The organism is Bacteroides fluxus YIT 12057, from assembly GCF_000195635.1.
In the GTDB taxonomy this organism is placed as follows: Bacteria; Bacteroidota; Bacteroidia; order Bacteroidales; family Bacteroidaceae; genus Bacteroides; species Bacteroides fluxus.
Window position 1 is genome coordinate 128,099 of sequence record NZ_GL882606.1, and the last position, 24,292, is coordinate 152,390.

Sequence of the window (24,292 nt, forward strand, 5' to 3'; positions counted from 1 at the left end):
CGTCGTTTGTACCCTTATTGAAGGGGCGGGAGCAGCAGGACGCTGTAACCGGCCTTGAGCGTGACCTTGACCGAGCGCATCTTCTTGCTCACGTATTGCGACACGCCCTGGATGGCGCTGCGCCCCAGGTCGGAGAGCAGTTGCGAACCGGCATCGTCCGTGATCGTGATACTGCTGCCCATGCCCGCGCCCATATTGGCGGCGATCTCCTTCACGGCATTGAGTTCTTCCGACCCCGGCACGGGAATACCCTCGTTGCCGTTCGTGTCATAGACCGACAGATCGACCGGAACGACCGCCCCGCCGTGCTGGACAGCGCTGACCTTGACCGTCAGCCGTTCACCGTTGATCCTCGCCGCCCCCGTTACGGGCGTACCCGAGGGGATGAGCAGATCTCCCGCCATCATCGGTTCCAGCAGCCGGAAAGTAACCTCCCCGCCATCGGTGAGCGTCACGGTTTGCTGCACGGCGGCACGGATACTGTTGCGCTCGGGCTCGCGAAGGTCGCTCCCCACCGTGTTGAAACCCCAGTTCCGGGGCTTGACGAACTCACGGGCGAAGACCGAATCGGGCAGCGGGGCGGCAAGCAGCGACACGATGTTACGGCGCACCTGGCGCACGGGCTGCACGGAAGCCTTGCCGGAAACGGAGGCTTTCTGACGCGGGGCTTCAGGGGCCTGACCGCCGTTCATGTAGCGGGCGGCGATCTCGTAGGACTTCTCCAGCAGCGCCACCTGCTCCTCCTGGGCCGTTTTCTGCGCCTGCTGTTCTTCCAGGCGGCGTTCCAGTTCCTCGATGCGGGCCTGCATCTCGCGCTCTTCCCCCGTTTCACCGGCGGTGTCCTCGTAGAAACTGCCTAACTGGCGGTTGATGTCGGCATAGGCGGCACGGGAAGTCCGGAAAGCTCCCGACGAACCGCCGGCAGGGCCGGAAGACTTATCCGGCACGGCAGCGGGCATGACGGGCTCTTCCTCCTCGTCCTCCATCCCGAACGCGAAATCCTGCAAGGAGCGCATCTTTTCCCGCTCCCTGCGCCGCATCTCCTCCTGCACGTAGGCATCACGCTTGTCCGAGAGGATACCCTCCGATTCCGGGGTCGGCAGCTCCGTGTTGAAACCCGCCGAAGGCTCCTCCCGTTCTTTTTCGCCGGGGGAGAAGATCAGCCACATGCACCCGGCAAAGGCCAGGAAAAAGAGCGGGAAGACCACCATCTTCTTCCGCATCTGTATCTGCCGGGGCGTGAGTTCCTTTTTCCCCGCCTCCGGCCGTTTATTCTGTTTTTCGTTCGTCGTCATAATTGAAATCTTTTAGATGTTTTACACTGTCGGCCTCCTGCCGTTGTCTTAATTCCAGCTCCAGCCGCTCGATATGCCGTATCTGCATCCGTTCCCCGGCTCCCTTGCCGAAGCGGTAGATGGAAGACACGGTAAAGTAGAGCGACAAGACGGAAAAGAACAAGAGCAGCGTGAGGATCACGATAATCCGCTTATCGGGCGAGAGCGCCCCGCAAGCGCGGCGCAGGAGGTCTTCGACCCACTCCCCGAAAGCCTTTATTCTCTTCTTTGCCATAGCCTTATCTTTTTAATGTACGTAAATCGCGGTTCTCCAGAATCTCGAATTTCTCCATGATGAAACCCTGCGGGTTATTGTCCGAACGCCCCGAGTTGATCAGCTCGCAGCGCGTGACCAGCGAACGCTCGGTGATGTTGCTCTCGCGGACAATCATTTGCCGGGCATAGGTCATGGCCCGGTAGGGATAGGCGTTGAAGTCGCACACCACGGAGTCCACCTCGATACGCTGGCTGATGTTCCCCGACACCACACGGTTGTAGTAACCTTTCTCCTGCATGTCCTGGTAATAGGCGAAGGCACTCTTATCGACCAGGAACAGCGCGCGGTTGATGTTGCTTTCGATGGCCGCACGGTCGGGCGAGAGGGTAAAGAACAACTCGTGAAAACGCCGGATATGTTCGCGCGCCTCCACGGGGCGGTTCTGGCTCAAATCCTGCGAGAGCGCCAGCATCAGCGACTTGCCCCCGTCCAGGACGTAGATCTTCTCGCGCTGCTTTTCGGCGAAACGGAAGCTCGCGACCACGCTGAACACGGATACCAGCGCGCACAGGCAGAGGAACACGATACCGAAAAGCCGAATCTGCCTGAAACTTGTTTCGATGTTTTTTAATGACTTGAATTCCATTGTCCAAATTGTTATGAATGATTACTGTTACCTTGTGTTGCCAGGTTGCGCCCGTTGGGGGCACTGCCCGAAGCCGGGCCACCGCCGCCGTTACCGGAGGAGGAACCGCCACCGCCGCGACGCCCGAACGTGCGGCCGATCATGTTGCCGGCGATACCGCCCGCGACACCCGTGGCGAATGCCCCGGCCTTGTTGATACCGCCCATAGCCCCGCCGGCTCCGCCCGACTGGATCACCCACTCGGCAACGGTGGGGATCGTGAAATAGCCTATGATACCTATAATCAAAAAGATAATATAGACACCGCTGCCGCTGTCGGGAATGTAGTTGGGGTCTTGCAGGGCCAGGACGTCCGCCTGGAGCATCAACGTCTGGATCTTGGCCAGCACCGCGGAGAACAGGTCGGCGATGGGAAGCCAAAGGTACACGCTGATATAGCGGGAAATCCAGCTCGCGAGCGTCGAGTGGAAGCCGTCGTAAATGGAGAGGGCGAACGACAAGGGCCCCAGAATCGACAGCACGACTAAAAAGAATGTCCGCAGCGTGTCGATGGTAAGCCCCGCGGCGTTGAACAACAACTCGAAGAAGTCCCGGACAAGCTGCCGGAAACCGGCCTTGATGTCGTACCACGTGCGTTCGGCCCACATGCTGATAATCTCGCCCAAATCCGTGATACCCATATCCGCAAGCCGTTGTTCATACACCTCGTCGTCCACTAACCAAGCCTTGCCCTCGCGCCTGCGGGCCTCGGCTTCCAAATCGTCCTTCTGTTGCTGGTATGCCTGCAAATCCAACGTCTGCCCCTCCAGTATGGCGTGCGTGCCCTGCACCACGGGCGACATCACGGCGTTGATCGTCCCCAGAACCACGGTGGGAAAGAACATCACGCACAAGCCGATGGCGAAAGGCCGCAGGAGCGGGAACACGTCGATAGGCTCCGCATTGGCCAGTGCCTTCCATACCCGGTAAGCCACGTAAAAGAGCGCACCCAGGCCGGCGATACCTTTCGCCACCCCGATCATGTCGCCGCATAGCGGCATCATCTCCTGATACAGGTTCCGGAGAACCTGGTGTAAATTGTCGAAATCCATGACTGCCTCCGTTTTCAGGTTACCAATATCTGTCGTTCGGGTTCCCGTAAAGTGCCAGCACCCGGTGCGCGTCGCCCTTTTCGCGGCCGCGGATGAAGGACACGGAGATGGTCTTGCGCGTGTAATAGCGCGTGAGGTTGCGGTACTCCAGCATCTTCGTGTAAACCTGATCCACCACGTCCATCCGCTCCTTGTCCGAGAGCGAGAGGCCGTTGCCGCCGGTTATGACCGTCTTGAGTTCCGCCACCAGCGCGCCGCCCTCCTCCAGCAGCCGGGCGTAACCCGCCGAGATCGCCGCCAGCTCGTCCACCGTGAAGTTCGGGTCTGAAACCATACGGTTGAATCCCGAGGTGTAGATTTCCGTGATCTCGCTGACCATTTCGAGCGTCAGCTTCACCTTCCGGGCATCCTTGATGATGTTATGCACCGATTTGAGGGCGTCGTAGTAAGCCTTGCTCTGGTTATAAATCTTGATACTCTCTTGCAGCGACTTGACCATGTTGGTCGCCGTGGTCGAGCTTTGAACCGCGCTCTTGATGTTCTGAACGAGGTTCGACGGGTCGATGACCGTCCACTGCGCTTTTGCCTGGTACGTGAAGCAAAGAAGCCCCACGAACAGCGTTAAAATCAATCGTTTCATCCTTTTCATTATTTAATTCGTGAATACTTGGGCGGTCATTCCGACGCCCGGTAATAATCCCCGTAGGCGGAGAGCTGGAGCACCTCGCGCCCCGCATCGTAGGCCAGGGCGACATACCCGTAGAGGTCGAAGTAACGGATGCCTCCCCAATACTTCCTCACGGGACGGGAGAAGCGTGTCCCGTCCTTGTAAGACACCTCCACGTAAAAACCGCCGCCCCGGCGTCCCGGGTTGCGGTAGATGCGAACCCGGGGAGAACCCGAGCGGCTTTCCCACTCGCCCGCCACCTCGTACAGCGCGAAGTCCAAACGCGCCGCCGTGGGGTCTGATCCGATACACTTGCGATACATGGCCTGCCCTCCCTTTAACGTTTGCCCTCGGCGAGCTGCCTGATCGCCAGTTCCATATCACCGCCCAGCTCGCCGGCAAGCCGCTGCACCTCCACTTTCTCCGTTTCCTCGGTCGTGTAGGCCAGGTACTCCGGGACGCTGACCTCCGTGGCATAGACCGCCGACTGAACGCCGCCCAGACCGATCCAGACCTCCTTGTATTTACGGGAAGGGTCGTTGGACTGGTTGATCGAGAGAATCTGCGCCTTCTCCTTGTCGGTCAGCCCCAACAAGGACTGAATCGCGTCGAAACGGTTCATGAACTTGCGCTGGTCGAGCAGGATCTTGCAGTCCGAGTTGTTGATGATCGCCTCCTTGACCACCGGGCTGGAAATGATGTCCTCGACCTCCTGCGTCACCACGATGGCCTCACCGTAGTATTTGCGGACGGTTTTATACATATAACGCAGATATTCAGCCATATTGGCCGTAGAGAGCGCCTTCCAGGCCTCCTCGACGATGAGCTGTTTGCGTACCCCCTTGAGCCGTCTCATCTTGTTTATGAAAGCCTCCATGATGATGATGGTGACCACGGGAAAAAGCTCCTTGTTTTCCTTGATGGAATCCACCTCGAAGACCACGAAGCGCTTCGAGAGCAGGTCGATGTTGGCCCGGGAGTTCAGAAGGAAGTCGTAGCGTCCGCCCTTGTAATACTGCCGCAGGGTGATGAGCATGTTGTCGATGTTGAAATCCTCGCGGCTGACCCGGATCTCCCGCTCCTCCAGCTCGCGGCGGTAGTCGTCCCGCAGGTACTCGTAGAAACTGTCGAAACACGGCACGATATTCCGGTCGGCGCGGATACGCTCGATATAGGCGTTCACGGCACTGCCCAGCTCGCCGCTCTCGGTCTTCGTGATCTTGTCGTCCTCGGTTTTCCAGAGTGTCAGCAGCAGCGTCTTGATGCTGTCCTTCTTCTCCACGTCGAAATAGTAATCGTCGGTGTAGAACGGGTTGAAACTGATGGGATGTTCCTCGGTATAGGTAAAATACACGCCGTCCTCACCTTTGGTCTTACGCCGGATCAGCTCGCAAAGACCCTGGTAGCTGTTACCGGTATCCACCAGCACGACATGCGTGCCCTGCTCCCAGTATTGGCGGACTAAATGATTCATAAAGAATGACTTGCCTGACCCCGAGCCGCCTAACACGAATTTATTCCTGTTGGTAATGATCCCTTTTTTCATCGGTTCGTCCGAGATGTCCAGGTGCAGGGGCCTGCCGCTTACGCGGTCGCACAGCTTGATGCCGAAAGGACTGGACGAGGATTTATAGTTGGTTTCCTCCGTGAAGAAACAGACCGCGGGCTCGATGAACGTGTAGAACGATTCCTCGGCGGGGAAATCCCCCGCATTGCCCGGCATACCCGCCCAGTAGAGCGTGGCGGCGTCCACGGTGTTGTGGCGCGGGCGGCACTCCATCAGAGCGAGCTGGCTGCCCACATCATTGCGGATATGCCGGAGCTCCTGCACGTCGTCCGACCAGGCCAGCACGTTGAAATGGGCCCGGACGGATTGAAGACCGAACGAGTGCGCCTCGTTGAGATACTGGTCGATGTCGAGTAGGTCAGCCCCCTTACGGGAGCTTTCCCCTCTAAGAACCGTACGTGAGAGTTTCCCCTCATACGGCTCAAGCAATTCAAAACTTTTATTTGTAACTAAAAGCCGGCTCATAGTAACTTCCATTTATTTCTGTTAGTAATTCGGCTGCAATGGTCATGTATTAGGACTTTCGCCTTTCTACTGCTCCCTGTCATTTCAGTAATTTTCCAGGGAGTTTCCCGTGTGATGTGCTTGCCACACACAGGGCAACATTGCATTTGCTGATTCCACAGGCGATAGATATATTGCTTGCCGTCTAAGTGTGCAAGCATTCTTCGGGTCTTGTATTGATCGAAGAAATCTTTCCAATCGGCATCATATGGGTTGGCCTCACTGCGGATTTTGATATGTCGCTTTATTTTCGTATCCGACAATCTCACAAGAGTGTGGTATTTATCCACTTTCCTGTTTTCAAGCGGTACGGCAAAAGTCCAGCTTCTACCTCTTACAGTGTGATAATACTTGTTGGCAATCCATCGTTTACCTTTTTTGGGATGTCTTCTGCGAGACCATCGCCATAGTTTGTTGAAAATTTGTGCATCTGTTTTACGGAAAGTTTCCGATGCAGAACACCCCTTGTAGTAGTTCGCCCATCCTCTAATGACTGGGTTTAGCAATCGTATCAAAGATTGTTGCTTAGAAGACTTGTTCTTGTCCACTATTTCACGAACCTTATCTAAAAATCTCTTTCGACTCTTCTTGGATGGTTTTGTGATAAACTTGCCTTTATATTTTCTGATATTGAACCCAAGAAAATCAAACCCTTCTTCTATATGAGTTATCTTAGTCTTTTCTTCTGATAAGGTAAGCCCTCTTGCTTGAAGAAACTCAATGACTAATGGTTTAACATGGTTCTCCAACAACTCCTTACTCTCTCCTGTGATAATAAAATCATCCGCGTAGCGAACAAGATTTATCATAGGAGTATAGTAATTTTTCTTCGAGCGGTTTATCGGAAAGCTATCGGCAAGCAGTTTTTCCAGTCCGTCCAAAGTCATATTTGCAAGAGTTGGGGAGATGATGCCGCCTTGAGGAGTTCCCTCCTCTGTCGGAAAAAGTTGCTTGTTGAAAATAAATCCACTTTTCAACCATTTACGGAGCAAAACTTTATCCATAGGGATATTGTCAAGCAACCATTCATGACTGATATGGTCGAAACAACCTTTGATATCACCTTCTAAGATCCATTGTGGGGATGTCGTCCTTGCCAGGTCATTGAAGCATTGTTGAACGGCATCTGCCGTGCTCCTTTCTTTTCTGAAACCATAAGAATTGGCATCAGCCGTTGTTTCAGCTACGGGAGCCAGTGCCATCAGATACAATGCCTGCATAGCCCGGTCTTTCATAGTTGGTATACCCAATGGTCTTAATTTCCCGTTACTCTTTCTGATATGTACTCGTCTCAGAGGTTGGGGTGTATAACCTCTCCTTTTCAGTTCGGTTATTGCACACACTTTAGCATCTGGCGTTTTCCATGTTACCATATCGACGCCAGCCGTTTTACTCCCATTATTGGAAGTTACACGTCTTACCGCTAATGCTTTAGCGTAAAACGAGTGGGTCAGTGTCCACTGCAAGGCTTTGACCTTGTTGTGGCGACCCTCTTTTTGAGCCTTTACAATACGCGCTTGTAGCTTTTGAACCGCAGCTTCGCATTTGAGCCAATTTATACTGTCCCATTTGCTCTGCGTTTGGTCAGTCGATGCACACGATTTTTTAATTTCGTTCATTTGCTTTTCTCCTTTTAAAAGTTCTAAAAGTTTCTTGTAAAGAATCACCTACCGCAGAAGTCAGCCTGCTTTCGCAGCGGGATGATGTTTCAATCCCTATTCACCCCATTACAGGGTGGCATTCGCTTTTTCTGCAATCCTATACCCGCACTCCATTCGGCATTCCTTACGGTCTGCTTACCTGTCATTGGCAGGAGAAATACGGGCTTACTACGTTCCGTGCAAGTAACTTATAAGTGGGTTAGGTTCTGTCTATTACACCGGCAGTACTCTGTTCGTGTATTCCCAGAATGGAGAGGAATAACCGACTGCTTCCCTTTTGGGCTGAAGCCTATCAGTATCTTTGGCTTCTTCAACCTTACGACGTTTAGACGACAGTTCGCTTACGCTAACCATACCACCCAAGCCAAGCTCCCTGACTGTATGATACTAACAGCCATTGTCTTTCCCTCACGGTTCTGACTGCTCCTTTCGGAAGGGCTACCTTGTCTGGACAGCTTTGATACAGTATATTACTATTGGTGCATCTGTCCATAGGCTACCGTTGACGAAACAACGGGTTAAATCTAAGTTTAACAATTACTTACACAGCGACGTATCGCACCCACTCCTTGTTTATCTGGTTCCCGCGGGAGTAGCGGGAAAGGGACTGCATGTTACGCGCACGTTTCTCGAACATACGCAGGTTTTCGTCGCTGTCTTCCAGGAACACGTACTGGTTGTAAAGGTGGTCGCAGGAAAGCAGAAGCCCCACGGGGGCCGCGAACGAGAGCAGGCAGTCCGAACGGTCGGTGGAAAGACGCTCGTAACGGGTGTCCGTACCCACGCGCCCCGGCAGGTCTTCCGTGTCCGAGAGCGTGTGCAGGCACACCCGTTTGTTACCCACGCGCAGAACCTCGGCCCCCAGCTCGATGTCCTGAAGAGAAGTCGTCTCCGAGAGCGAGAGGGAAAAGTACCGTTCCAGCAGGCCCGGACAATCCGCCGTACCCGTGATCTCGTCCCCCGTGAGGCGGACAAGGGTCAGGAAACCCGAATCGTTCAGAATACGCTCGAACTGTTCCGCCGCCTCCAGGAATTTTGTCGCCGATTCCCGGTTTACCTCTTTGGGAATGATGTTGCCCCGGCAGAGGGTCGAGAAGTCTGAACGCATGTGCATACGCTCCCTCGTCGTTTTCGTCAGGTAGAGGAAGCAGGCGTGGGTCAGGAACGGACGCTCGTTGAAATGCCGCTCGTAACTGCGGGAGAGGAAACTCATGTCCCCCTCGCCCGTGGCCGGGCGGTAACGCTCGCGGATGAACCAGTCCTGCTTGTGTACCACGCTGTATTCGGGCAAGACCTTCAGGGCCTTGCACCAGGCGGCGTGGATCGCCTCGTACTCGGCGGACGTGACGGTGAACAGCTCCGGGAGTTCGACCCGATAGACGACCGTTATGTCCGCGTCCTTGCTGATGATACAACCGCCTTCCACGGCCAGGAGCGGGAACTTGCTTTCCAGCGTGGTGGCTTTCAAGAGGTTTCTCATACGCGGCCCCCCTTTCTTTTCAGCAACCGGCGCAGGGACTTGCGGTTGAGCAGGTAGCGGGGATGCCGGCGCGCGGCGAGCAGCTTCATCAGCCCGTGTTCCCCGTAACGGGCGTTCAGGCGGAAGGTAAGCCAGACCAGCACCGAAGCCGCCGCAACGCCGAAAGCGATACATACCCACTGATCGACCCCTGCCATGTAGAGGATGACGAACACCACGAAGACGGCCAGCAGGCCGCCCGCGAAGATGAAGAGGTACTGCGCCTTCAGGCCCCGGAACTCCACGCTCTTGCCGATTCCCTTGTTGATTCCATATTCCATAATTATTTGCATGACAGGTTGGACTACAAGAAGAAAGAGCGTAGGATCGTCGCGGCGACAATCAGGAAAATACACGCGCCGAACCAGCTCGCGGCGGTCTTCGACGTGTCGGGGTCGCCGCTCGAAAACTTGTTATAGACCTTGATGCCCCCGATAAGGCCGACCACAGCCCCCACAGCGTACACGAGTTTCGTGCCGGGGTCGAAGTAGCTGGTTACCATGTTGGTAGCCTCCGTAATGCCGGCGATGCCGTTGCCCTGCGCGAAAGCGGAGGAGATGGCGGCAAAGAGAAATGCCGCCGGAAGAAGAATCTTGTTCTTTCTCATAACTCGATAATGTTTGAATTGTGGCGCGGGGATGGATAGGCCCCGCACCGGGTTAAACTTCTTGATTCGTTTTTTTTCAGTGGTTCGAGGATAGCCTCACGCGCTACCCGTAGTCTTTTTCTTTCATCGTGATGTCATTATGGGGTTAAACAAACTCACGGACGTCGAAACCCGTGGGAACCGAACCCTGCGGAGATGGGCTTTCCGCAGACCTCTCGGACATACGCCGGTGAAAAGCCGAGAGGTAGGTGTCGATCAGGGATTTTACCCTGTCGTTCCCGTCGGGGCGGCCCGAAACGATGACCTCGAACATGTCGGTCTGTTTCAGGCCCAGGAGGACACGTCCCGTTTCCTCCCTTTGCTCGTCTGTTGAAGGTGGATCGTGTACCACGTGGCGGTAGGCTTCGCCCATCTGTTCAAAACTAACCCCCTGGGCAAGCGAGCGGCCCAAAAGGGGCAGCTCTTCGGTGTCGTCTTCATCCTCGTCATAATCCGGCTCCTCCGCGTCCGCATCCGGGAAAGATTCATCGTACAGCGGAAAGTCGATTTCCAGAGGTTCGTTAGGCTCCCCCTCGGGAGCGACACCGAACACTTCATCCAGGTCTTCCGGCGGAATCTGCCGGGGGTGTTCGGGTACATTCGTGGGCACAAATATATCGGCTTTTTCCGTAACTTTTTCAGTTTCAGATTCTACGGCAGCTTGTGGCCGGGAGTGGCGCAAGTCGAGGACAAAGCGGCTCCTGCCGATGATCTCCTGCCGGCAGGGAGTGTCTTCGGCAACGATCCCGTCTGCCGGTTCGTTACGTTCCATCCGCCGCAGGCGGAAAAACGCCCACAAGGCATACCCCACGGCAAAGAGGGGCAGCAGCCACAACGCCCCGTTCATCGCTCCTCCGCTTTGGGTTGCCGGGAGGCCACGGCCTCACGCTCCTCGAAAAGCCGCTCGATGGTTTCCCGGTTATCGTCCAGGTGCGCCTTGAGAACCTTGTCCACGTAGGCCGTGATCGTCACGTCGCCACGACCGATGACACGGGTGATCTCGCGGATACGCTCGTGATACGACGGACGTATCTTCACGTGCTTGTTACCGGCGAAAGGCAGCCGCAGCAGGCAGATGTAACGGGCCAGGTACTCGGCCTCGGGGGTGGGGACAGTCCCCACGGCGACCTCCCCCGAAGGGCCGTCGGGGACGATAAGGGTTTTCATCCTGCGCCGGTAGCGGCACACGCGGAAGATGAAGGGCACGGCGACGCAAAGGACAGCCGCCAGGATAACAGATAAAATAATTGCTTTGTCTGACATGATGGATTGTTTTTAATGGATTGTAAAAAATATTGGGTTCATAACTAAAAAATATCGGAGTTCCGTTTCTTGTAGAGTTCCGAAATTTCCTCCTGATAGGTCGCGAAATGCTGCTCCAGCACATTGTCCAGGTAGCTATACAGCGAGAGTTCGTTCTTACCGATAACCTGCACTATCCGGGTTATACGCTCGTGAAACTCCTTGCGGATATACACCGTTTTGCCGCTTCGGGTATTGGAGGAGGCGTTCCGGATAAAAAGACGCTCGTAATCCTGGCCTTTCCCTCTTCGGCGGCGTCCCTCCTCTTTCGTAGCCGGCGAGGAGGCGGCCTCGCCGGACGGTTCCGATAGAGCCGATGCCTCCTCCTCTTTTTCCGGCGTGTAAGGATGCAATGGCCGGTTTCGGCTTTTGGCCTGGCTGATGATGAAGGAAGCGTCCAAACCGTCGTCATGTTCTTTTCCGCTCATAAGATCCTACTTTAACAGTTCGATCAATTCATCCACGAGTTTATCCAGGTTGCTGCCCCGGATCAAAGAACGGTCTGCCGGGAAGAGCGTGGAGCGGAAGACAGAGCGACGGCTGGCGTTCTGCTCACGACGAAAACGCTTGGTGTCAGGCAAGAAGGTCTTCAGGACAGGAAGAGCCAACTCTTTCATTACCGCCTCGTAAACCTGATATAACTCTGTCTTTTCACGTCCGTCCACCATGTTCCATAGCATATACAGCCCTTTCATCCGGGACTTCTCGCGGCCCATGATATGCTCCTTTACCACAACCGCGTAATTCAGGGTGCTTTCCATGACAACCCGGTCGGCACTGATCGGGGCGACGAGATAATCCATTCCGGCCAGGGAATGAATCAGATCCTCGTTATTGATCGTACCGGGAAGGTCGAAGAACACATAATCGAAATCACCTTGCGGCAGGAGGTAGTCGGCATCGGCCAACGCCTCTTTCGTGTTGCTTTCCACGACAGGATAGGCTTTCTTTTGAAGCCGGGTGAATTGTTCGTAAGCTAACCTCTTGTAATGTTCGTCTTCGAGGGCAAGCTTCAGGTCACGTTCCCGCATCTCCACGATGGAGTGTTGGGGATAATCGCAGTCAATGACCGCGACATTGAAACCCTTTACATAGTGCAGGTAAGAGGCTGCCAGCACCGTGAGGGTGGTTTTGCCCGCTCCGCCTTTCTGGGTGGAGAAGGCCACGAATTTCGTTTTCTCTTTCATTGTTCCATGCGTTTTTAGTTATACAATCGGGTAATCGTTCATCTCTTCACGTATCCGGGCAAGTGACGGCATGAGATTTTATGCAGGTATGCCGGCACGCATATATGCTGGTGCGCTGGCAGGCTGTTACGCCGGTATGCCGGTGCATGGGCGCGTGTCCGATTTTATACTCATGCGCAACCGCATTTGCTTATCCGGACAAAGCCCCGCTTTTTCCTCTGCACACGGTGTTTTCTGCATCCGTCCGCACGTGTGCGGACAGGGGGATGTGTCATTGCCCGTATCCGTTCTCACGTGCAAAATAAACCCTTAAAAACACGGGTTGTATGCTCTTTTTCCGCTATGGCCGCGTGTGGCGTCAAAGTGGACGCAAGTGGCGTAATCGCTTATGGCACAAGTGATTGAATAGGTCGGTATCTTTGCCTCGTGAACGATCCCGACGCTAATGAAGCCGTCCTTGCCCCGTTTTACGGCGGCTCTTTCAATGTTCTGTCTGCGAGCGGGCAGAAGGTATTTGCAAAGGGCAAATAGCAAGCTGTGTTTTCTGCTGCACGATTCTCGTTTTGCAGCAGAAAACAGCTTGCCCGCAAGGGGGAGAAAGCACCTCCGGAGTCGGTGCTTTTCAGAAAGGCGGCAAGCCGCGAAGGGATCGGAATTTTCAGGAACCGGGAGGCTCTGGCCTCTCCTTAAAATTTCGATGCGATGGAAAAGAACAGAAAGCCCCGAGGGGGCAAAGGGGGACGACCCGCGAAAAACGACCCGGCCGTTTACCGCTTTTCGGTAAACTTTTCAGCCGTGGAACATGCCCGTTTCCTCGACCTTTACGAGCAGTCCGGGCTATTGTCCAAAGCCGCTTTTATCAAAGCGAGAGTGTTCAACGAGGCGTTCCGGGTGGTAAAGACCGACCGGGGAACGCTCGAATACGTGGCGAAGCTGACCGCTTTCCACGCCCAATTCCGTGCCATAGGAACGAATTATAACCAGGTGGTGAAGGAGCTGCACGCGCATTTTTCCGAGAAGAAAACACTCGCGCTGCTCTATAAACTGGAGAGAGCGACACGTGAACTGGCGGCCGTCGGGCAGCAGGTCGTGTCGCTCTCCGAAGAGTTCAAACAACGATGGTAGCCAATATCACCACCGGAAAAGACGTGTACGGCGCGCTGGCGTACAACCAGGAGAAAGTCAATCGGGGCGACGGGAAGGTACTGCTGACCCACATCGTGAGGGAGCCGGTGGATGGGCGCTTCAACGTGGCCGCGACGGCAGAAGACCTCCTGCGCTGGATGCCCTCGCACTACCGGACGGAAAAACCCGTCGTGCACGTGTCGCTCAACCCGGCTCCCGAAGACCGCCTCGACGACGGGCAACTCGCGGAGATAGCCGGGGCCTACATGGAGCGCATGGGCTGGGGAGGACAACCTTATATCGTATTCAAGCATACCGACATCGGACGGGAGCATATCCATATCGTGTCGGTGCAGGTGGCCCAGGACGGGCGCAAGATAAACGACAGCAGGCGCAACGAACGCAGCGTGGCCGTTACCGAGGAACTGGAACGGGAGTACGGACTGCATCCCGCCAAAGGGAGAAAGCGGGAGAAAGGGCAAGGGATCGTCCCCGCCGATTACACGCGGGGCGACCTCAAACGCCAGGTGGCAGCGGTAATAAAACCGGCCGTGGCGACATACCGCTTCCAGACCCTCGGCGAGTTCCGGGCATTGCTGTCCCTATATAATATAGGTATAGAGGAAGTCCGGGGAGAGCGGAACGGAACCCCCTACCGGGGATTGCTCTACACGCTGCTGGACGAGAACGGGGACAAGGCAGTGGCCGCGCCGCTCAAATCCTCACTGTTCGGTAAAGAGGTCGGGTATGACGGGCTGGAACGGCACATGGAGCGCAGCGCCGAACGGTTCGGGAAGGACGACACGAGGAGGCAAATCCGTGGCCGGGTCGATAAAGCGCTTCGGGGAGAACCCACGGAGGAAGAACTGCGCGAACGCCTGCGGGGAGCCCGGGTGGATCTCTACATACGACGCAACGAAAACGGCCGCATCGTGGGTGTGACCTTCATTGACCACGAAACACGGACGGTCGTGAACGGATCACGGCTGGGAAAGGCATACTCGGCCAACGCCTTCGAGCTGCGCTTCGGCGGAAAACGGAATCCCGGGGAAAACACGAGGGGCTTGTCCCCGAAACAAGCGCCTGCCGGACGGGACGGGCAACGGAAGCGGAATACCTCACGACGGAGGAAAGTATAACATCTCAATTATCATTCATTTATTAAATTTTACGGTTATGCAACAGGAAGACGACCTTCGGGGTCTTGCAAAAACAATGGATTTCATGCGGGCATTGAGTATCTTGTTCGTGGTTATCAACATCTACTGGTTCTGCTACGGGCAGATACGGGAATGGGGAATCAATATCGGCGTGGTCGATAGGATTCTGCTGAACTTCGACCGCACCGCGGGGCTGTTCCGGAATATACTATGGACGAAACTTTTCGCCGTCGTGTTCCTCGCCCTTTCATGCCTCGGGACAAAAGGAGTAAAAGAGGAGAAAATTACCTGGCGGAAAATCACGGCATCGCTGGCCACGGGAGGCGTGCTGTTCTTCTTCAACTGGTGGCTGCTGGACTTGCCGCTGACGGCGATGGCGAACGCGGCTTTCTACATACTGACCCTATCGGCCGGGTATATCTGCCTCTTGATGGGCGGCGTGTGGATGTCCCGCCTGCTGAAGAACAATCTCATGGATGACCCTTTCAACAACGAGAACGAATCATTCCAGCAGGAAACACGCCTGATCGAGAACGAGTACTCCATAAATCTGCCGACGAAATTTTACTATAACAAACAGTGGAACAACGGGTTCGCCAATGTCGTAAACCCGCAAAGGGCTTGCATCTGCATGGGAAGCCCGGGCAGCGGGAAGAGTTATTGTGTTGTAAACCAGTTCATTAAACAGCAAATCGAAAAGGGCTATACCCAATACATCTATGACTACAAGTTTGTGTGACGTGGAAAGTTACGCCAGTAGCTGTCTGTCAATCGTTCATCGATAGAGCAGACCTATTGTTTCACCAATAGTAGCCTACGAGCAGGTGCGCTTGTACAAGGGTATCAAGCTGCTCGGACAAGGTAGCCCTCCCGAAAGGGTAAGAATAAACCGTGAGGGAAATTCAAAGGTCGCAAGCATTATGCGGTCGGGGAGCTTGGCTCGGAAGGTATGGTCAACGCAAGTGAATTGCTAATAAACGTCGTTAAGTCGAACAAGCCTACTAATGCTATCAGGCTTGAACCAAAAGGTAAAATGGCTGGTTGCCCCTGTGAATTTTGGGGGCACGTGAACAATAGAGCCATCGGCGAAGAGGCAAGACCTAACCCATTCCCGGTACTGGTGTAAAACACGGTAAGCCCATATATCTCCCGTAAGGGTAGGAGAACTGCAAGGTAATCTGACGGATATGTGGGTAAAGGAGAACCGGAGAAAGCGAATGCCATCCCGTAATCGGGTGGATAGGGATTGAGCCGAAACCATGAATTGTTTTTGACAACATTATCCTACGTGAAAGCGGGCAGACTTCCGGTATGGTGACGTTTTACAAGATAACTTTTAGAACTTATGAAAGAAGAAAAGCAAATGTACGAAAACAAAAAATCGTGTGCGTCTTCTGACTGCAATGGTCGGACTTGGGAAAGCATAGACTGGAACAAGTGCGAGCAGGCGGTCAATAAGCTGCAAGCGCGTATTGTAAAAGCTCAGAAAGCAGGTAAGTTCGGCAAGGTAAAAGCCTTGCAATGGACACTTACCCACTCGTTTTATGCCAAAGCATTGGCGGTCAAGCGAGTTACTTCCAATAATGGAAAGAAGACTTCAGGGGTTGATAAAATTCTTTGGTCAACTCCGCAATCGAAGTTCAAAGCCATTGTGACACTAAGAAGAAGAGGCTACAAACCCCAACCGTCAAAAAGAGTAAACATCAAGAAAAGTAACGGCAAACTTCGCCCGTTGGGAATACCGACAATGAAAGACAGAGCCATGCAAGCACTTTATCTGATGGCATTGGAACCAGTGTCTGAAACTACAGCAGACAACTATTCCTTTGGATTCAGAAAAGACCGCAGCACGGCAGACGCTATGGCTCGATGCCATTCGCTTCTGTCCAAGAAAACATCTGCCCAATGGATATTGGAGGGAGATATTAAAGGTTGTTTCGACCATATAAGCCATGAATGGTTGATGAAGAATATCCCTATGGATAAATCCATATTACAAAAATGGCTAAAATGTGGGTACGTATATAACAGAGAACTTTTCCCGACAGAAGAAGGTACACCGCAAGGAGGTATCATATCACCGACACTTGCCAATATGACGCTTGACGGTTTACAGAACCTATTGGAAACCCATTTTCCGTGGGAACGGGTATCAGGAAAATCAGGATGGTACTGTCCGAAAGTCAGATTGGTGCGTTATGCAGACGACTTCATTATAACAGGTGATACTAAAGAAATATTGGAACATAGTGTAAAACCTTTGGTAGCTGATTTCCTCGCAGAAAGAGGACTGACACTATCAGAAGAGAAAACTAAGATTACACACATAACGGATGGTTTCGATTTTCTTGGTTTCAATGTACGGAAATTTGGAGATACCCTGCTGACACAACCCTCTAAAGATAGGACAAAACGAATGTTGAGCAAAGTCAAAGATGAAATCAAACGATTTCGTGGCGATGCTCAACATGAGCTGATTATGCGATTGAACCCGATACTTAACGGATGGGCAAACTATTACAAACATAGTGCAGCCTCAAATGTCTTTCGTAAGACAGATTATCAAATCTATAAGAAGTTATGGCGGTGGGCACTCCGCAGGCATGGTAACAAATGCAAAGGATGGATTAAGAACCGCTATTTCCATAGAATTGATGGTCGTGACTGGGTATTTGCAGTCAAAAGGAAGAACGAAAAGCATGAGGAATATTTTATTCCAATCACTATTCTGTTCAATACGAAGATTGAAAGATACCCTCAACTGAAATGTGATGTCAATCCTTTTGACCCTGAATGGAAGCAATACCTTGAAAAAAGGAGAACTGCCAAAATGAAAATGAGTTTGAAAGGTAAGAGGTCGCTTATCTCAATGTGGGAAAGACAAAATCGAAACTGCGTGTTATGCGGACAGCCGATAACAGCAGAAACCTCATGGCACACCATGAGCCAGCAGAAGAATGGCAGAAACCACCTCTGTTTAGTTCATGATGGTTGTTATCAAAGTGTTACACATAAAAAGAAGAAGTAAGTATGAGCGTATTTCTATTTGAAAAGGAATATTGTTTGCTTGAGCCGTGTGAGGGGAAACTTTCACGCACGGTTCTTAGGGGGGAAAGCACCCGTAAGGGTGCTGACCTACCCGACCCCGATCTTTCGGAAATCGCCTACAACCACCTGCTGAATCACCAGAAAGGTTACAAGAAAATCCCGACTTTCTACGTCATAAATTTCGACGACCCGCGCCGCTCGCACCGCTGTAACCCCATTCACCCGGACTTCATGACCGATATTTCGGACGCCTACGAGAGCGCCTATACCATCATGCTCAACCTGAACCGAAGTTGGGTGCAGAAGCAGGGCGATTTTTTTGTGGAAAGCCCCATTATCCTTTTCGCGGCCGTGATCTGGTTCCTGCGCATCTACGACAACGGGCGGTATTGTACCTTCCCGCACGCCATCGAGTTCCTGAACAAGCGGTACGAGGATATTTTCCCGATTCTGACATCCTACCCGGAACTCGAAAACTACCTCAGCCCCTTTATGGATGCCTGGCTCGGAGGCGCTCAAGACCAGCTCCAGGGCCAGATAGCATCGGCCAAAATTCCGCTTTCCCGCATGATTTCGCCCCAGCTATATTGGGTCATGTCGGGCGATGACTTCACGCTCGACATCAATAACCCGGACGATCCCAAGATACTCTGCGTGGGGAACAATCCCGACAGGCAAAACATTTACGGAGCGGCTTTGGGATTGTATAATTCCCGGATTGTCAAGCTCATAAATAAGAAAGGCCAGCTCAAATCGGGCATCATCATCGACGAGCTGCCGACAATCTACTTCAAGGGACTCGACAACCTGATCGCCACGGCCAGAAGCAACAAGGTCGCCGTGCTGCTGTGCTTCCAGGATTTTTCACAGTTGAAGAGGGACTACGGGGACAAGGAGGCCGCCGTCGTGATGAACACGGTGGGCAACATCTTCTCCGGGCAGGTCGTAGGTGAAACGGCCAAAACACTCTCGGAACGGTTCGGTAAGGTATTGCAGAAGCGGCAGAGCATGACGTTGAGCCGCAGCGACAAATCGACATCCATATCCACGCAGCTGGACAGCCTGATCCCGGCCTCGAAGATCTCGACGCTCACGCAGGGAATGTTCGTCGGGGCCGTGGCGGACAATTTCGACGAACGTATCGAGCAGAAGATTTTCCACTGCGAGATTGTCGTGGACAACGAAAAAGTGAAAGCGGAAACGGCCCGGTACAAGAAGATACCACAAATTACCGACTTCACGGATGAGAATGGGACGGATCACATGAAACAGGTCGTGCAGGAAAACTACGAACGTATCAAGGCAGAGGCCGGCCGCATCGTCGCCGAGGAGCTGGAACGTATCAAGAACGACCCGGTGCTTTGCAAGCTCCTGCCGGAACAGAACTAAATGAACACAAACACCCCGCAAACACCCTCCGTTACCTTAACGGGGGCTGTTTCCTGGTTTTATAACCGCACAGCTGGTGTTTTGGAGCATAAAGTAGTGATTATGTGAACGGAAAACATTATTTTTGTGTTCGGAATCCTTTTAATTATAAGTATGACAGTTACCGATATATACGAAGCAATGAACAGCAAGGCGGAAACGTTTTTCGAGTGGTTGCAGGCTCACCCGCAATACGGGTTGCTGTTTGGTGTCGGGTTGCTTGCCCTATGGCTTGCAGGGTTGCTGTTCCGTTGGAAATGGGCGTGTCATTGGCAGTTTAACAGCAAACTGTGGTTATTTGACGATTGCAAGCCTGAAACACGCCGCAGGGTTCAGATTGTGTTGGTCAGCGTTCTGATTATACTTATATTGGTTGGTTTCTTTGTATGGAGATAACGGTATGGAAAAGGACAATCGCAAATACCGGATCTGCTTCATCGACTATATGTGGTATGTAGCCGAGATATGGCACGAAAGGGAGCGTACCAATCTCAACGGACGTATGCTACTGTTTTGGTGCTGGCTCTTCGTCCTACTCATACCGCTTGGGTTTCCACCGATATTGTGCCTTTTCGGCTGGATGATTGGTTTGGCCATAGTGATTCCTCTCTGCTTTCTTCCCGATTTATTCTGCAAGCTACGCTATACAGCCGGACGGTGTGAAGCGCTCCGTGAACATTACGGGAAGATGAAACATCCCGGCAGGAAGCTCGCCAAAATAGTTCTTATCGCTATCGCCCTGATCGTGGCAAATGTAGCGCTGATGTTCCACCTCGGATTTATACATTGGGCATGATGAAACAGCAGGAGAATAAGCAACGGTTTTATCTCTGGGATTACCTCTGGTGGGTCGGAGAGCGGTTGCACGAATACCACCTTCGCATCACAGGAGAGAGTATGCTGTTTATGTATTTCAATTTTTTGTTGTTTGTTCCGGTCATGTCGTTGCTTGCGTTTGCGAGGGTTTACCATACGTTTCAGCAATGTATGTGGGGTATCTATTTAGTCCTTGCACTGGTGTATGTGATATGGGGTGAAAAGCTTTACGGAGTCCGCAGGCGCAAAGCCGTCATGAGCCACTATGCTGATAGAAGATTCAAGCCTGCAACAGATTTTCTCCTTTTCTTCCTGCCAGTAATGTTTTTTGTGGCTATGATTATCACAATCGTTTCATTGATGAAATAAATAACGGCATGAAGAATAACGGCAGACAACGGTTCTATCTCTGGGACTACCTCTGGTGGATGGGGGAGAAATTGGAACAAGCAAGACGAACAGGCAGGGTCGATGGCGAAATGATGCTCTCGATTTATATCTTCGCTCTTTTGATATTCCCTATGATGACTGTTACTATCCGGCTTTTTCCAGGTGTGTCGGCATTGTTGCCATGTGTCGTTTTTAGCATTGTCACATTTGCCGTTATGTCGCTCGTCAGCAGGATTTACAAATGGCGAGGCAAAGCAGTGATGTCTCACTATGCCAAGTGCAGGTTTAACGAACTCCTTGCGGTTCTGTTATTTTTCCTTGCGATAGCCATTATCTGCTTTATGATGTATCTTCTTGACAAAAAGTGATACATACTTTGATACGAACTCCGGGCCGTTATATCGAATGGTCTAACTCGATGTACCAGTTTCCCTTGATGGGCTTGTACAGCGTGGTGTCGTTGTACGTCCTGCGGTAGATCTCGTTCAGGTCGCCATGTTCGGTGATACGGATATTCCGACGGCTTCTCAATCCGGGATCGTAAACGAAACTCTTGGACGTTCCGGCATCCACGATGCCGTGGGAGTAGTACGGCATAACGAGGCTCACATATACCGAATCTGCCGTTCCCCATTCCCTGCGATCAACAAGGATAAAACCGCATCCAATCTCTGACAACAGGGAATCGAGCTGTATTCGGTCTGGCTTCAGCAGCCCATATACCGGGAGGTCTTCTTCATCATTCGTTTCATGGGATGTATCGCTTTGCTCCATTGAATCAAGTATAATGACCTCTTCCGGAGAAAGCGGCGGGTAGTGAAAACTACCTTCTGAACTCTCTGCCATGATTTCGTACACCTTACGGAACGCCACCTCGTGCGTGGTGAAATGGCGTATCATTTCCTCGTCCGACGGCGGCATGGGAGGCTCTCCGCAGCTTACGGCAAGCAGGATTACAAATAACAGGATTATGACTGGTGTTCTCATTTTCTAATGTTTAATGTTCTGTGGCTAACCAATCTTGTTTAGGGAGTTGAGCCATTTGTTAATAGCATCCAATCTGTTATTCTGTTTAATGGTATCTTCATTTCTACATAATTTGATTTGCCGAATAACGGAGTTCTGCATAATTGAATCGGATTTGAAAAGCAGTTCTAAAACGGCTTCATAACATTTGGAATATCTGGACAATTCATCCAATATATTTGCGTCTTTTAGAATATACAGGTTGAAATTGTACACAAATGACTTGTAACTGAAAATCTCCGACTGTAATGCTGCTGCATCAAGACAAGTATAAAACAATTCCTTATCGTGCTGATATAGCCACATATAATCAGATGGGTTCAGGTTGTAGTGCAATAAAGTTTCCGAACGGACAAATGGAAGCCCCGTATTTGAGCCTACCAGATAACGGTATGTCTCATTGACTATTGACTCAACTATTTCAATGGATTCTGATTGTTTGTCCGATTCCCGTATTTCTGTAAATGTATCGGCAATAAGAACTTCCACATCCTGCGATTTGTAATATATACCGTTTTTTTGCCAGCGGAATCTACGGATATATTCTTCAGAAGTCGGACAACAGAACAGTAAAGTATTTAACAATCGGTTCAGATATATTCGCTTATCTGGAATATGACAACGGTGTAACCCTATTATGGAGCCATAAGCGTATAGCTTTCCAAACTCGTTTTCCTCCGAATTTGAATTTTTAGGCATGTAATACAACCGCACAATATTGTCAATGAAATAATATATATCAAGATATTTCAATGTATCAGCCGATTCTCCATATTTGTTAAGTAAATGCCGCTCCAGTTTCTCGCCATACCATAAGTAGTCATCGGGATTTATTTGAAACAACCGATGAAACTTAGGTTTTGATAATGAAAAGTTCTTGTTTCTACTTTTCATTCGTTCCAGTAAGGCGACAATAATTCTATTCGTTATATCCATAGCTGTAATGTTTGGCAGCGTTCCACTTGTTTAGTCGGTAGTGCTGTTTGTTAGTGATTTGTTTATGTTCTCAATTTCCATATCAAGAAAGGTTACATACCATTCGATAAATGATATTCTATGCCCATCTTTCATTTTGGGGATAAGCCCGCTGTAATCAGCTCGCCCATCAAACCATATATGTCCTTTTTCATTTCCATTCACCACCAATAGGAATGTGCATCCATGTCCGAAATGACTTATTTGCAGACAGCCTGCGATGTGGGCTGTACTAATATAAGCATCTACTATTTCCGTGTCCGGATATTCTTCGTCCCAATCAAAGGAGGCAATCCATTCTTCATTCCAATCATCTTGATATGGAAATTCCTTGTTTAAGGAAATATTAGGCTTATCTCTTAATTTGAAGTCAACAATAGCTTTATTAAGAGGTAACAGCCCATGTCCGGGGCCGAAACCTCCATTGCCTATTTCCGAGATAAAGAATCTATAATCATCAGGAAGAGTTATCGAATGTTTACGTTCAAAAGCCGCAATCTCCGCTTCGGATAGACAAGGGTTGTGGGATACCTCTTGTTCCTTTACTCCAAAAGACACCAATTCTTTATGACTTTTTATGAAAGCCAATTTTTCTAATATTTCCTTTTTTCGATTCATAATCACTAATGGTTTGCAGCTTGCCGCCGTTAGGCGGAACAAGTGCATGTTATTCGCATATTATTCGGGTCGCCAATATGGATGTAATGCCGTTCCAATATTAAACATTGGAACATTAAACTCATTTATCCATTCAAGGCGAGTCCAAATGCCAGAGTTTTCACCGACCATAAGCATCCTTTCATTACAAAAAACAGCTTCCATTTCATAAGGGCGACGACCAATTTCAAAGTTCATTACAATAAATCTAACTGGAGCTTTATCTTGTAACGGTACAACAACCGAATTGCATTTTAAGGTGGATTTTGCCACTTTACCTAATGTCTTTCTACTATGTCTTACAGCTTCAATAGAGCGTTTGGCATTTCTCGAAATCGCCATAGGTCTATATATCGGACCAAATTCCGGCTCTACATCATTTGGCAGGACATCCATTTTATTTGCTAACTTTGTAAGACCGTCAATCATCATTTCTTTCATTTCATTCGGATTAATATTGCAAAATCCCATCCATACAGCAAGCTGTTTGTCGGTAGGAAAACTCTCGCCATCCACATCAAACCACGCATTAAGATCGCAGCCCAAAGAATTGATACAGATGGGGGATTTAGTTGCATATAGTCCCCAATCATCAATTCGCCAAAGCGAGCAATCAAAGTTTGAGATATAGTTTTTTTCTTCCATTTGTTTTTGAGCCTAATGTCAGACATATAATCAGCCTCATGGGAGATTGATTCGCTTGTTATTGTTGCATCTCACATATTTTCATCTTAAACTTTTCTCTAATAATTATATCCTTCAACTCTTCACTAATCCCCCAAAATACCACTTCTTTAGTATCTCGTGCTATAAGAAAATTGCCTAAATTTTCATTGGCTACAATAGGAATCATAAATAAGTCGTTACGATTTTCTAATTTTAGAGCTTCTGATTTTTCATGATTAATTAGATCAATATAGTTATTTATTTTAGCTATAAAGAACATTTTTGATTTGTCACCGCAATATATATCTATCGGATAAAACGTGACTACATCCTTCAAGATAGAGGACATCTTTTCAACAAAACGTTGCGAAAATATGGGACAAGGCAAAAATGAATGTAAAAAGTCACATCTTTCCAAATCATTTTCTTTCATATCACACTGGGCTATACCCCTTAATCTGGTATACTGCAAGAATCGACCATCTCCTTGATTTAGAATGAAAAAGTCGAGAAGCCGGTCATTGTTGCCTTTACCTTTAAACATTATAATAGTTTCTCGCTTTCTTAATATACTTCTTATTTCATATATTTTCATTGCGTATTGTCTTATAATAGATGTGAGTTGTTAATGGGATGCAGATAGCAACCTGTTACGGTTGC

At 50.8% G+C, this 24,292-nt stretch carries 26 protein-coding genes and 4 pseudogenes; 10 read left to right on the forward strand and 20 right to left on the reverse strand.

Features of this window, described 5'->3' with window-relative positions; genetic code table 11:
- Window positions 1-14: 14 nt before the first annotated feature.
- From traM to HMPREF9446_RS01370, 15 genes and pseudogenes are all read right to left on the reverse strand, one after another.
- The gene (gene traM, locus HMPREF9446_RS01300) at window positions 15-1,295 is read right to left on the reverse strand and encodes a conjugative transposon protein TraM (RefSeq protein WP_004319142.1); all 1,281 of its coding nucleotides are present in this window, start codon (window positions 1,293-1,295) and stop codon (window positions 15-17) included.
- Entirely contained in the window at window positions 1,270-1,569 is a 300-nt protein-coding gene (locus HMPREF9446_RS01305; RefSeq protein ID WP_004319143.1) for a TraL conjugative transposon family protein, read from the reverse strand. Before HMPREF9446_RS01305 ends, traM begins: the two co-directional genes overlap by 26 nt.
- A 4-nt stretch (window positions 1,570-1,573) precedes the next feature.
- Window positions 1,574-2,197 carry a conjugative transposon protein TraK gene (traK, locus tag HMPREF9446_RS01310; RefSeq protein WP_004295450.1) on the reverse strand — a complete coding sequence of 208 codons (624 nt, stop codon included), beginning with the start codon at window positions 2,195-2,197 and terminating at the stop codon, window positions 1,574-1,576.
- Window positions 2,198-2,208: 11 nt separating this feature from the next.
- A complete protein-coding gene (gene traJ, locus HMPREF9446_RS01315) occupies window positions 2,209-3,288 on the reverse strand; it encodes a conjugative transposon protein TraJ (RefSeq protein WP_004303797.1) in 1,080 nt (359 codons plus the stop codon).
- 19 nt (window positions 3,289-3,307) lie between these two features.
- Entirely contained in the window at window positions 3,308-3,928 is a 621-nt protein-coding gene (locus tag HMPREF9446_RS01320; RefSeq protein ID WP_004319146.1) for a DUF4141 domain-containing protein, read from the reverse strand.
- A gap of 35 nt (window positions 3,929-3,963) precedes the next feature.
- Window positions 3,964-4,278 (reverse strand): DUF3876 domain-containing protein, encoded by a 315-nt coding sequence (locus tag HMPREF9446_RS01325; RefSeq protein WP_004303798.1) that lies wholly within the window; start codon window positions 4,276-4,278, stop codon window positions 3,964-3,966.
- Between the two features lie 14 nt (window positions 4,279-4,292).
- Window positions 4,293-5,870 (reverse strand): annotated as a pseudogene (locus HMPREF9446_RS01330) (TraG family conjugative transposon ATPase); the annotation flags it as partial.
- Window positions 5,871-5,983: 113 nt separating this feature from the next.
- Window positions 5,984-7,645, reverse strand: coding sequence for a group II intron reverse transcriptase/maturase (gene ltrA, locus HMPREF9446_RS01335; RefSeq protein WP_004319152.1), 1,662 nt, complete (start codon window positions 7,643-7,645; stop codon window positions 5,984-5,986).
- A gap of 601 nt (window positions 7,646-8,246) precedes the next feature.
- Window positions 8,247-9,167 (reverse strand): annotated as a pseudogene (locus tag HMPREF9446_RS01340) (TraG family conjugative transposon ATPase); the annotation flags it as partial.
- Window positions 9,164-9,490: a DUF4133 domain-containing protein gene (locus HMPREF9446_RS01345; RefSeq protein WP_032558190.1), complete on the reverse strand. Its 327-nt coding sequence runs from the start codon at window positions 9,488-9,490 to the stop codon at window positions 9,164-9,166. The gene HMPREF9446_RS01345 and the pseudogene HMPREF9446_RS01340, both read right to left, overlap by 4 nt.
- A 20-nt stretch (window positions 9,491-9,510) precedes the next feature.
- Window positions 9,511-9,813, reverse strand: a complete 303-nt coding sequence (locus HMPREF9446_RS01350) for a DUF4134 domain-containing protein (protein WP_004319158.1) — start codon at window positions 9,811-9,813, stop codon at window positions 9,511-9,513.
- Between the two features lie 145 nt (window positions 9,814-9,958).
- Window positions 9,959-10,699, reverse strand: a complete 741-nt coding sequence (locus HMPREF9446_RS01355; RefSeq protein WP_008763828.1) for a hypothetical protein — start codon at window positions 10,697-10,699, stop codon at window positions 9,959-9,961.
- A complete protein-coding gene (locus HMPREF9446_RS01360) occupies window positions 10,696-11,115 on the reverse strand; it encodes a DUF3408 domain-containing protein (protein WP_004295458.1) in 420 nt (139 codons plus the stop codon). Before HMPREF9446_RS01360 ends, HMPREF9446_RS01355 begins: the two co-directional genes overlap by 4 nt.
- Before the next feature lie 44 nt (window positions 11,116-11,159).
- Window positions 11,160-11,582, reverse strand: a complete 423-nt coding sequence (locus HMPREF9446_RS01365) for a DUF3408 domain-containing protein (RefSeq protein ID WP_009123639.1) — start codon at window positions 11,580-11,582, stop codon at window positions 11,160-11,162.
- A 6-nt stretch (window positions 11,583-11,588) separates the two neighbouring features.
- Complete coding sequence (locus HMPREF9446_RS01370) at window positions 11,589-12,341, reverse strand: ParA family protein (RefSeq protein ID WP_009123640.1); 753 nt, start codon at window positions 12,339-12,341, stop codon at window positions 11,589-11,591.
- 70 nt (window positions 12,342-12,411) lie between these two features.
- Here HMPREF9446_RS01370 and HMPREF9446_RS18935 point away from each other — a divergent pair, with 70 nt between their 5' ends.
- The 10 genes and pseudogenes from HMPREF9446_RS18935 to HMPREF9446_RS01420 all read left to right on the forward strand — a co-directional run bounded on the left by HMPREF9446_RS18935 (window position 12,412) and on the right by HMPREF9446_RS01420 (window position 20,676).
- The gene (locus HMPREF9446_RS18935; RefSeq protein WP_009123641.1) at window positions 12,412-12,654 is read left to right on the forward strand and encodes a hypothetical protein; all 243 of its coding nucleotides are present in this window, start codon (window positions 12,412-12,414) and stop codon (window positions 12,652-12,654) included.
- A 389-nt stretch (window positions 12,655-13,043) separates the two neighbouring features.
- Window positions 13,044-13,466 (forward strand): conjugal transfer protein MobA, encoded by a 423-nt coding sequence (gene mobA / locus HMPREF9446_RS01380; protein WP_007662666.1) that lies wholly within the window; start codon window positions 13,044-13,046, stop codon window positions 13,464-13,466.
- A complete protein-coding gene (gene mobB / locus HMPREF9446_RS01385; RefSeq protein WP_007851797.1) occupies window positions 13,460-14,605 on the forward strand; it encodes a conjugal transfer protein MobB in 1,146 nt (381 codons plus the stop codon). The genes mobA and mobB overlap by 7 nt, the downstream gene beginning before the upstream one ends.
- A gap of 37 nt (window positions 14,606-14,642) precedes the next feature.
- A pseudogene (locus HMPREF9446_RS01390) lies at window positions 14,643-15,359 on the forward strand (YWFCY domain-containing protein); the annotation flags it as partial.
- Between the two features lie 630 nt (window positions 15,360-15,989).
- On the forward strand, window positions 15,990-17,654 hold the full coding sequence (ltrA, locus tag HMPREF9446_RS01395; protein WP_050797275.1) for a group II intron reverse transcriptase/maturase: 1,665 nt from the start codon (window positions 15,990-15,992) through the stop codon (window positions 17,652-17,654).
- Window positions 17,655-17,758: 104 nt separating this feature from the next.
- Window positions 17,759-19,063, forward strand: a pseudogene (locus tag HMPREF9446_RS01400) (TraM recognition domain-containing protein); the annotation flags it as partial.
- Between the two features lie 153 nt (window positions 19,064-19,216).
- Complete coding sequence (locus tag HMPREF9446_RS01405) at window positions 19,217-19,498, forward strand: Imm17 family immunity protein (protein ID WP_009123648.1); 282 nt, start codon at window positions 19,217-19,219, stop codon at window positions 19,496-19,498.
- A gap of 4 nt (window positions 19,499-19,502) precedes the next feature.
- The gene (locus tag HMPREF9446_RS01410) at window positions 19,503-19,898 is read left to right on the forward strand and encodes a hypothetical protein (RefSeq protein ID WP_009123649.1); all 396 of its coding nucleotides are present in this window, start codon (window positions 19,503-19,505) and stop codon (window positions 19,896-19,898) included.
- A complete protein-coding gene (locus HMPREF9446_RS01415; protein WP_009123650.1) occupies window positions 19,895-20,287 on the forward strand; it encodes a hypothetical protein in 393 nt (130 codons plus the stop codon). Before HMPREF9446_RS01410 ends, HMPREF9446_RS01415 begins: the two co-directional genes overlap by 4 nt.
- An 8-nt stretch (window positions 20,288-20,295) precedes the next feature.
- Window positions 20,296-20,676 carry a hypothetical protein gene (locus HMPREF9446_RS01420; RefSeq protein WP_009123651.1) on the forward strand — a complete coding sequence of 127 codons (381 nt, stop codon included), beginning with the start codon at window positions 20,296-20,298 and terminating at the stop codon, window positions 20,674-20,676.
- 28 nt (window positions 20,677-20,704) lie between these two features.
- Here the strand turns inward: HMPREF9446_RS01420 and HMPREF9446_RS01425 are convergent, their stop codons facing one another.
- Genes HMPREF9446_RS01425 through HMPREF9446_RS01445 form a run of 5 tightly spaced genes read right to left on the reverse strand, consistent with a single transcriptional unit; the run spans window position 20,705 to window position 24,227 of the window.
- The gene (locus HMPREF9446_RS01425) at window positions 20,705-21,295 is read right to left on the reverse strand and encodes a DUF4948 family protein (RefSeq protein ID WP_009123652.1); all 591 of its coding nucleotides are present in this window, start codon (window positions 21,293-21,295) and stop codon (window positions 20,705-20,707) included.
- 24 nt (window positions 21,296-21,319) lie between these two features.
- Window positions 21,320-22,270: a hypothetical protein gene (locus tag HMPREF9446_RS01430; protein WP_009123653.1), complete on the reverse strand. Its 951-nt coding sequence runs from the start codon at window positions 22,268-22,270 to the stop codon at window positions 21,320-21,322.
- 30 nt (window positions 22,271-22,300) lie between these two features.
- The gene (locus HMPREF9446_RS01435) at window positions 22,301-22,927 is read right to left on the reverse strand and encodes an SMI1/KNR4 family protein (protein ID WP_009123654.1); all 627 of its coding nucleotides are present in this window, start codon (window positions 22,925-22,927) and stop codon (window positions 22,301-22,303) included.
- A gap of 60 nt (window positions 22,928-22,987) precedes the next feature.
- Complete coding sequence (locus HMPREF9446_RS01440; RefSeq protein WP_009123655.1) at window positions 22,988-23,611, reverse strand: hypothetical protein; 624 nt, start codon at window positions 23,609-23,611, stop codon at window positions 22,988-22,990.
- 58 nt (window positions 23,612-23,669) lie between these two features.
- On the reverse strand, window positions 23,670-24,227 hold the full coding sequence (locus HMPREF9446_RS01445; protein ID WP_009123656.1) for a hypothetical protein: 558 nt from the start codon (window positions 24,225-24,227) through the stop codon (window positions 23,670-23,672).
- Between the last annotated feature and the right edge of the window lie 65 nt (window positions 24,228-24,292).

Excerpts from the sequence above, each read along its gene's own strand:
- HMPREF9446_RS01370 (WP_009123640.1), bottom strand. The coding sequence starts at position 12,341 with ATGAAAGAGAAAACGAAATTCGTGGCCTTCTCCACCCAGAAAGGCGGA.
- HMPREF9446_RS01350 (WP_004319158.1), bottom strand. The coding sequence starts at position 9,813 with ATGAGAAAGAACAAGATTCTTCTTCCGGCGGCATTTCTCTTTGCCGCC.
- HMPREF9446_RS01320 (WP_004319146.1), bottom strand. The coding sequence starts at position 3,928 with ATGAAACGATTGATTTTAACGCTGTTCGTGGGGCTTCTTTGCTTCACG.
- HMPREF9446_RS01425 (WP_009123652.1), bottom strand. The coding sequence starts at position 21,295 with ATGAGAACACCAGTCATAATCCTGTTATTTGTAATCCTGCTTGCCGTA.
- HMPREF9446_RS01365 (WP_009123639.1), bottom strand. The coding sequence starts at position 11,582 with ATGAGCGGAAAAGAACATGACGACGGTTTGGACGCTTCCTTCATCATC.
- mobB (WP_007851797.1), top strand. The coding sequence starts at position 13,460 with ATGGTAGCCAATATCACCACCGGAAAAGACGTGTACGGCGCGCTGGCG.
- mobA (WP_007662666.1), top strand. The coding sequence starts at position 13,044 with ATGGAAAAGAACAGAAAGCCCCGAGGGGGCAAAGGGGGACGACCCGCG.
- traM (WP_004319142.1), bottom strand. The coding sequence starts at position 1,295 with ATGACGACGAACGAAAAACAGAATAAACGGCCGGAGGCGGGGAAAAAG.
- HMPREF9446_RS01410 (WP_009123649.1), top strand. The coding sequence starts at position 19,503 with ATGGAAAAGGACAATCGCAAATACCGGATCTGCTTCATCGACTATATG.
- ltrA (WP_004319152.1), bottom strand. The coding sequence starts at position 7,645 with ATGAACGAAATTAAAAAATCGTGTGCATCGACTGACCAAACGCAGAGC.
- HMPREF9446_RS01445 (WP_009123656.1), bottom strand. The coding sequence starts at position 24,227 with ATGAAAATATATGAAATAAGAAGTATATTAAGAAAGCGAGAAACTATT.
- HMPREF9446_RS01325 (WP_004303798.1), bottom strand. The coding sequence starts at position 4,278 with ATGTATCGCAAGTGTATCGGATCAGACCCCACGGCGGCGCGTTTGGAC.
- HMPREF9446_RS01355 (WP_008763828.1), bottom strand. The coding sequence starts at position 10,699 with ATGAACGGGGCGTTGTGGCTGCTGCCCCTCTTTGCCGTGGGGTATGCC.
- HMPREF9446_RS01440 (WP_009123655.1), bottom strand. The coding sequence starts at position 23,611 with ATGGAAGAAAAAAACTATATCTCAAACTTTGATTGCTCGCTTTGGCGA.
- HMPREF9446_RS01430 (WP_009123653.1), bottom strand. The coding sequence starts at position 22,270 with ATGGATATAACGAATAGAATTATTGTCGCCTTACTGGAACGAATGAAA.
- ltrA (WP_050797275.1), top strand. The coding sequence starts at position 15,990 with ATGTACGAAAACAAAAAATCGTGTGCGTCTTCTGACTGCAATGGTCGG.
- traK (WP_004295450.1), bottom strand. The coding sequence starts at position 2,197 with ATGGAATTCAAGTCATTAAAAAACATCGAAACAAGTTTCAGGCAGATT.
- traJ (WP_004303797.1), bottom strand. The coding sequence starts at position 3,288 with ATGGATTTCGACAATTTACACCAGGTTCTCCGGAACCTGTATCAGGAG.
- HMPREF9446_RS18935 (WP_009123641.1), top strand. The coding sequence starts at position 12,412 with ATGAGATTTTATGCAGGTATGCCGGCACGCATATATGCTGGTGCGCTG.
- HMPREF9446_RS01405 (WP_009123648.1), top strand. The coding sequence starts at position 19,217 with ATGACAGTTACCGATATATACGAAGCAATGAACAGCAAGGCGGAAACG.
- HMPREF9446_RS01415 (WP_009123650.1), top strand. The coding sequence starts at position 19,895 with ATGATGAAACAGCAGGAGAATAAGCAACGGTTTTATCTCTGGGATTAC.
- HMPREF9446_RS01420 (WP_009123651.1), top strand. The coding sequence starts at position 20,296 with ATGAAGAATAACGGCAGACAACGGTTCTATCTCTGGGACTACCTCTGG.
- HMPREF9446_RS01360 (WP_004295458.1), bottom strand. The coding sequence starts at position 11,115 with ATGTCAGACAAAGCAATTATTTTATCTGTTATCCTGGCGGCTGTCCTT.
- HMPREF9446_RS01435 (WP_009123654.1), bottom strand. The coding sequence starts at position 22,927 with ATGAATCGAAAAAAGGAAATATTAGAAAAATTGGCTTTCATAAAAAGT.
- HMPREF9446_RS01305 (WP_004319143.1), bottom strand. The coding sequence starts at position 1,569 with ATGGCAAAGAAGAGAATAAAGGCTTTCGGGGAGTGGGTCGAAGACCTC.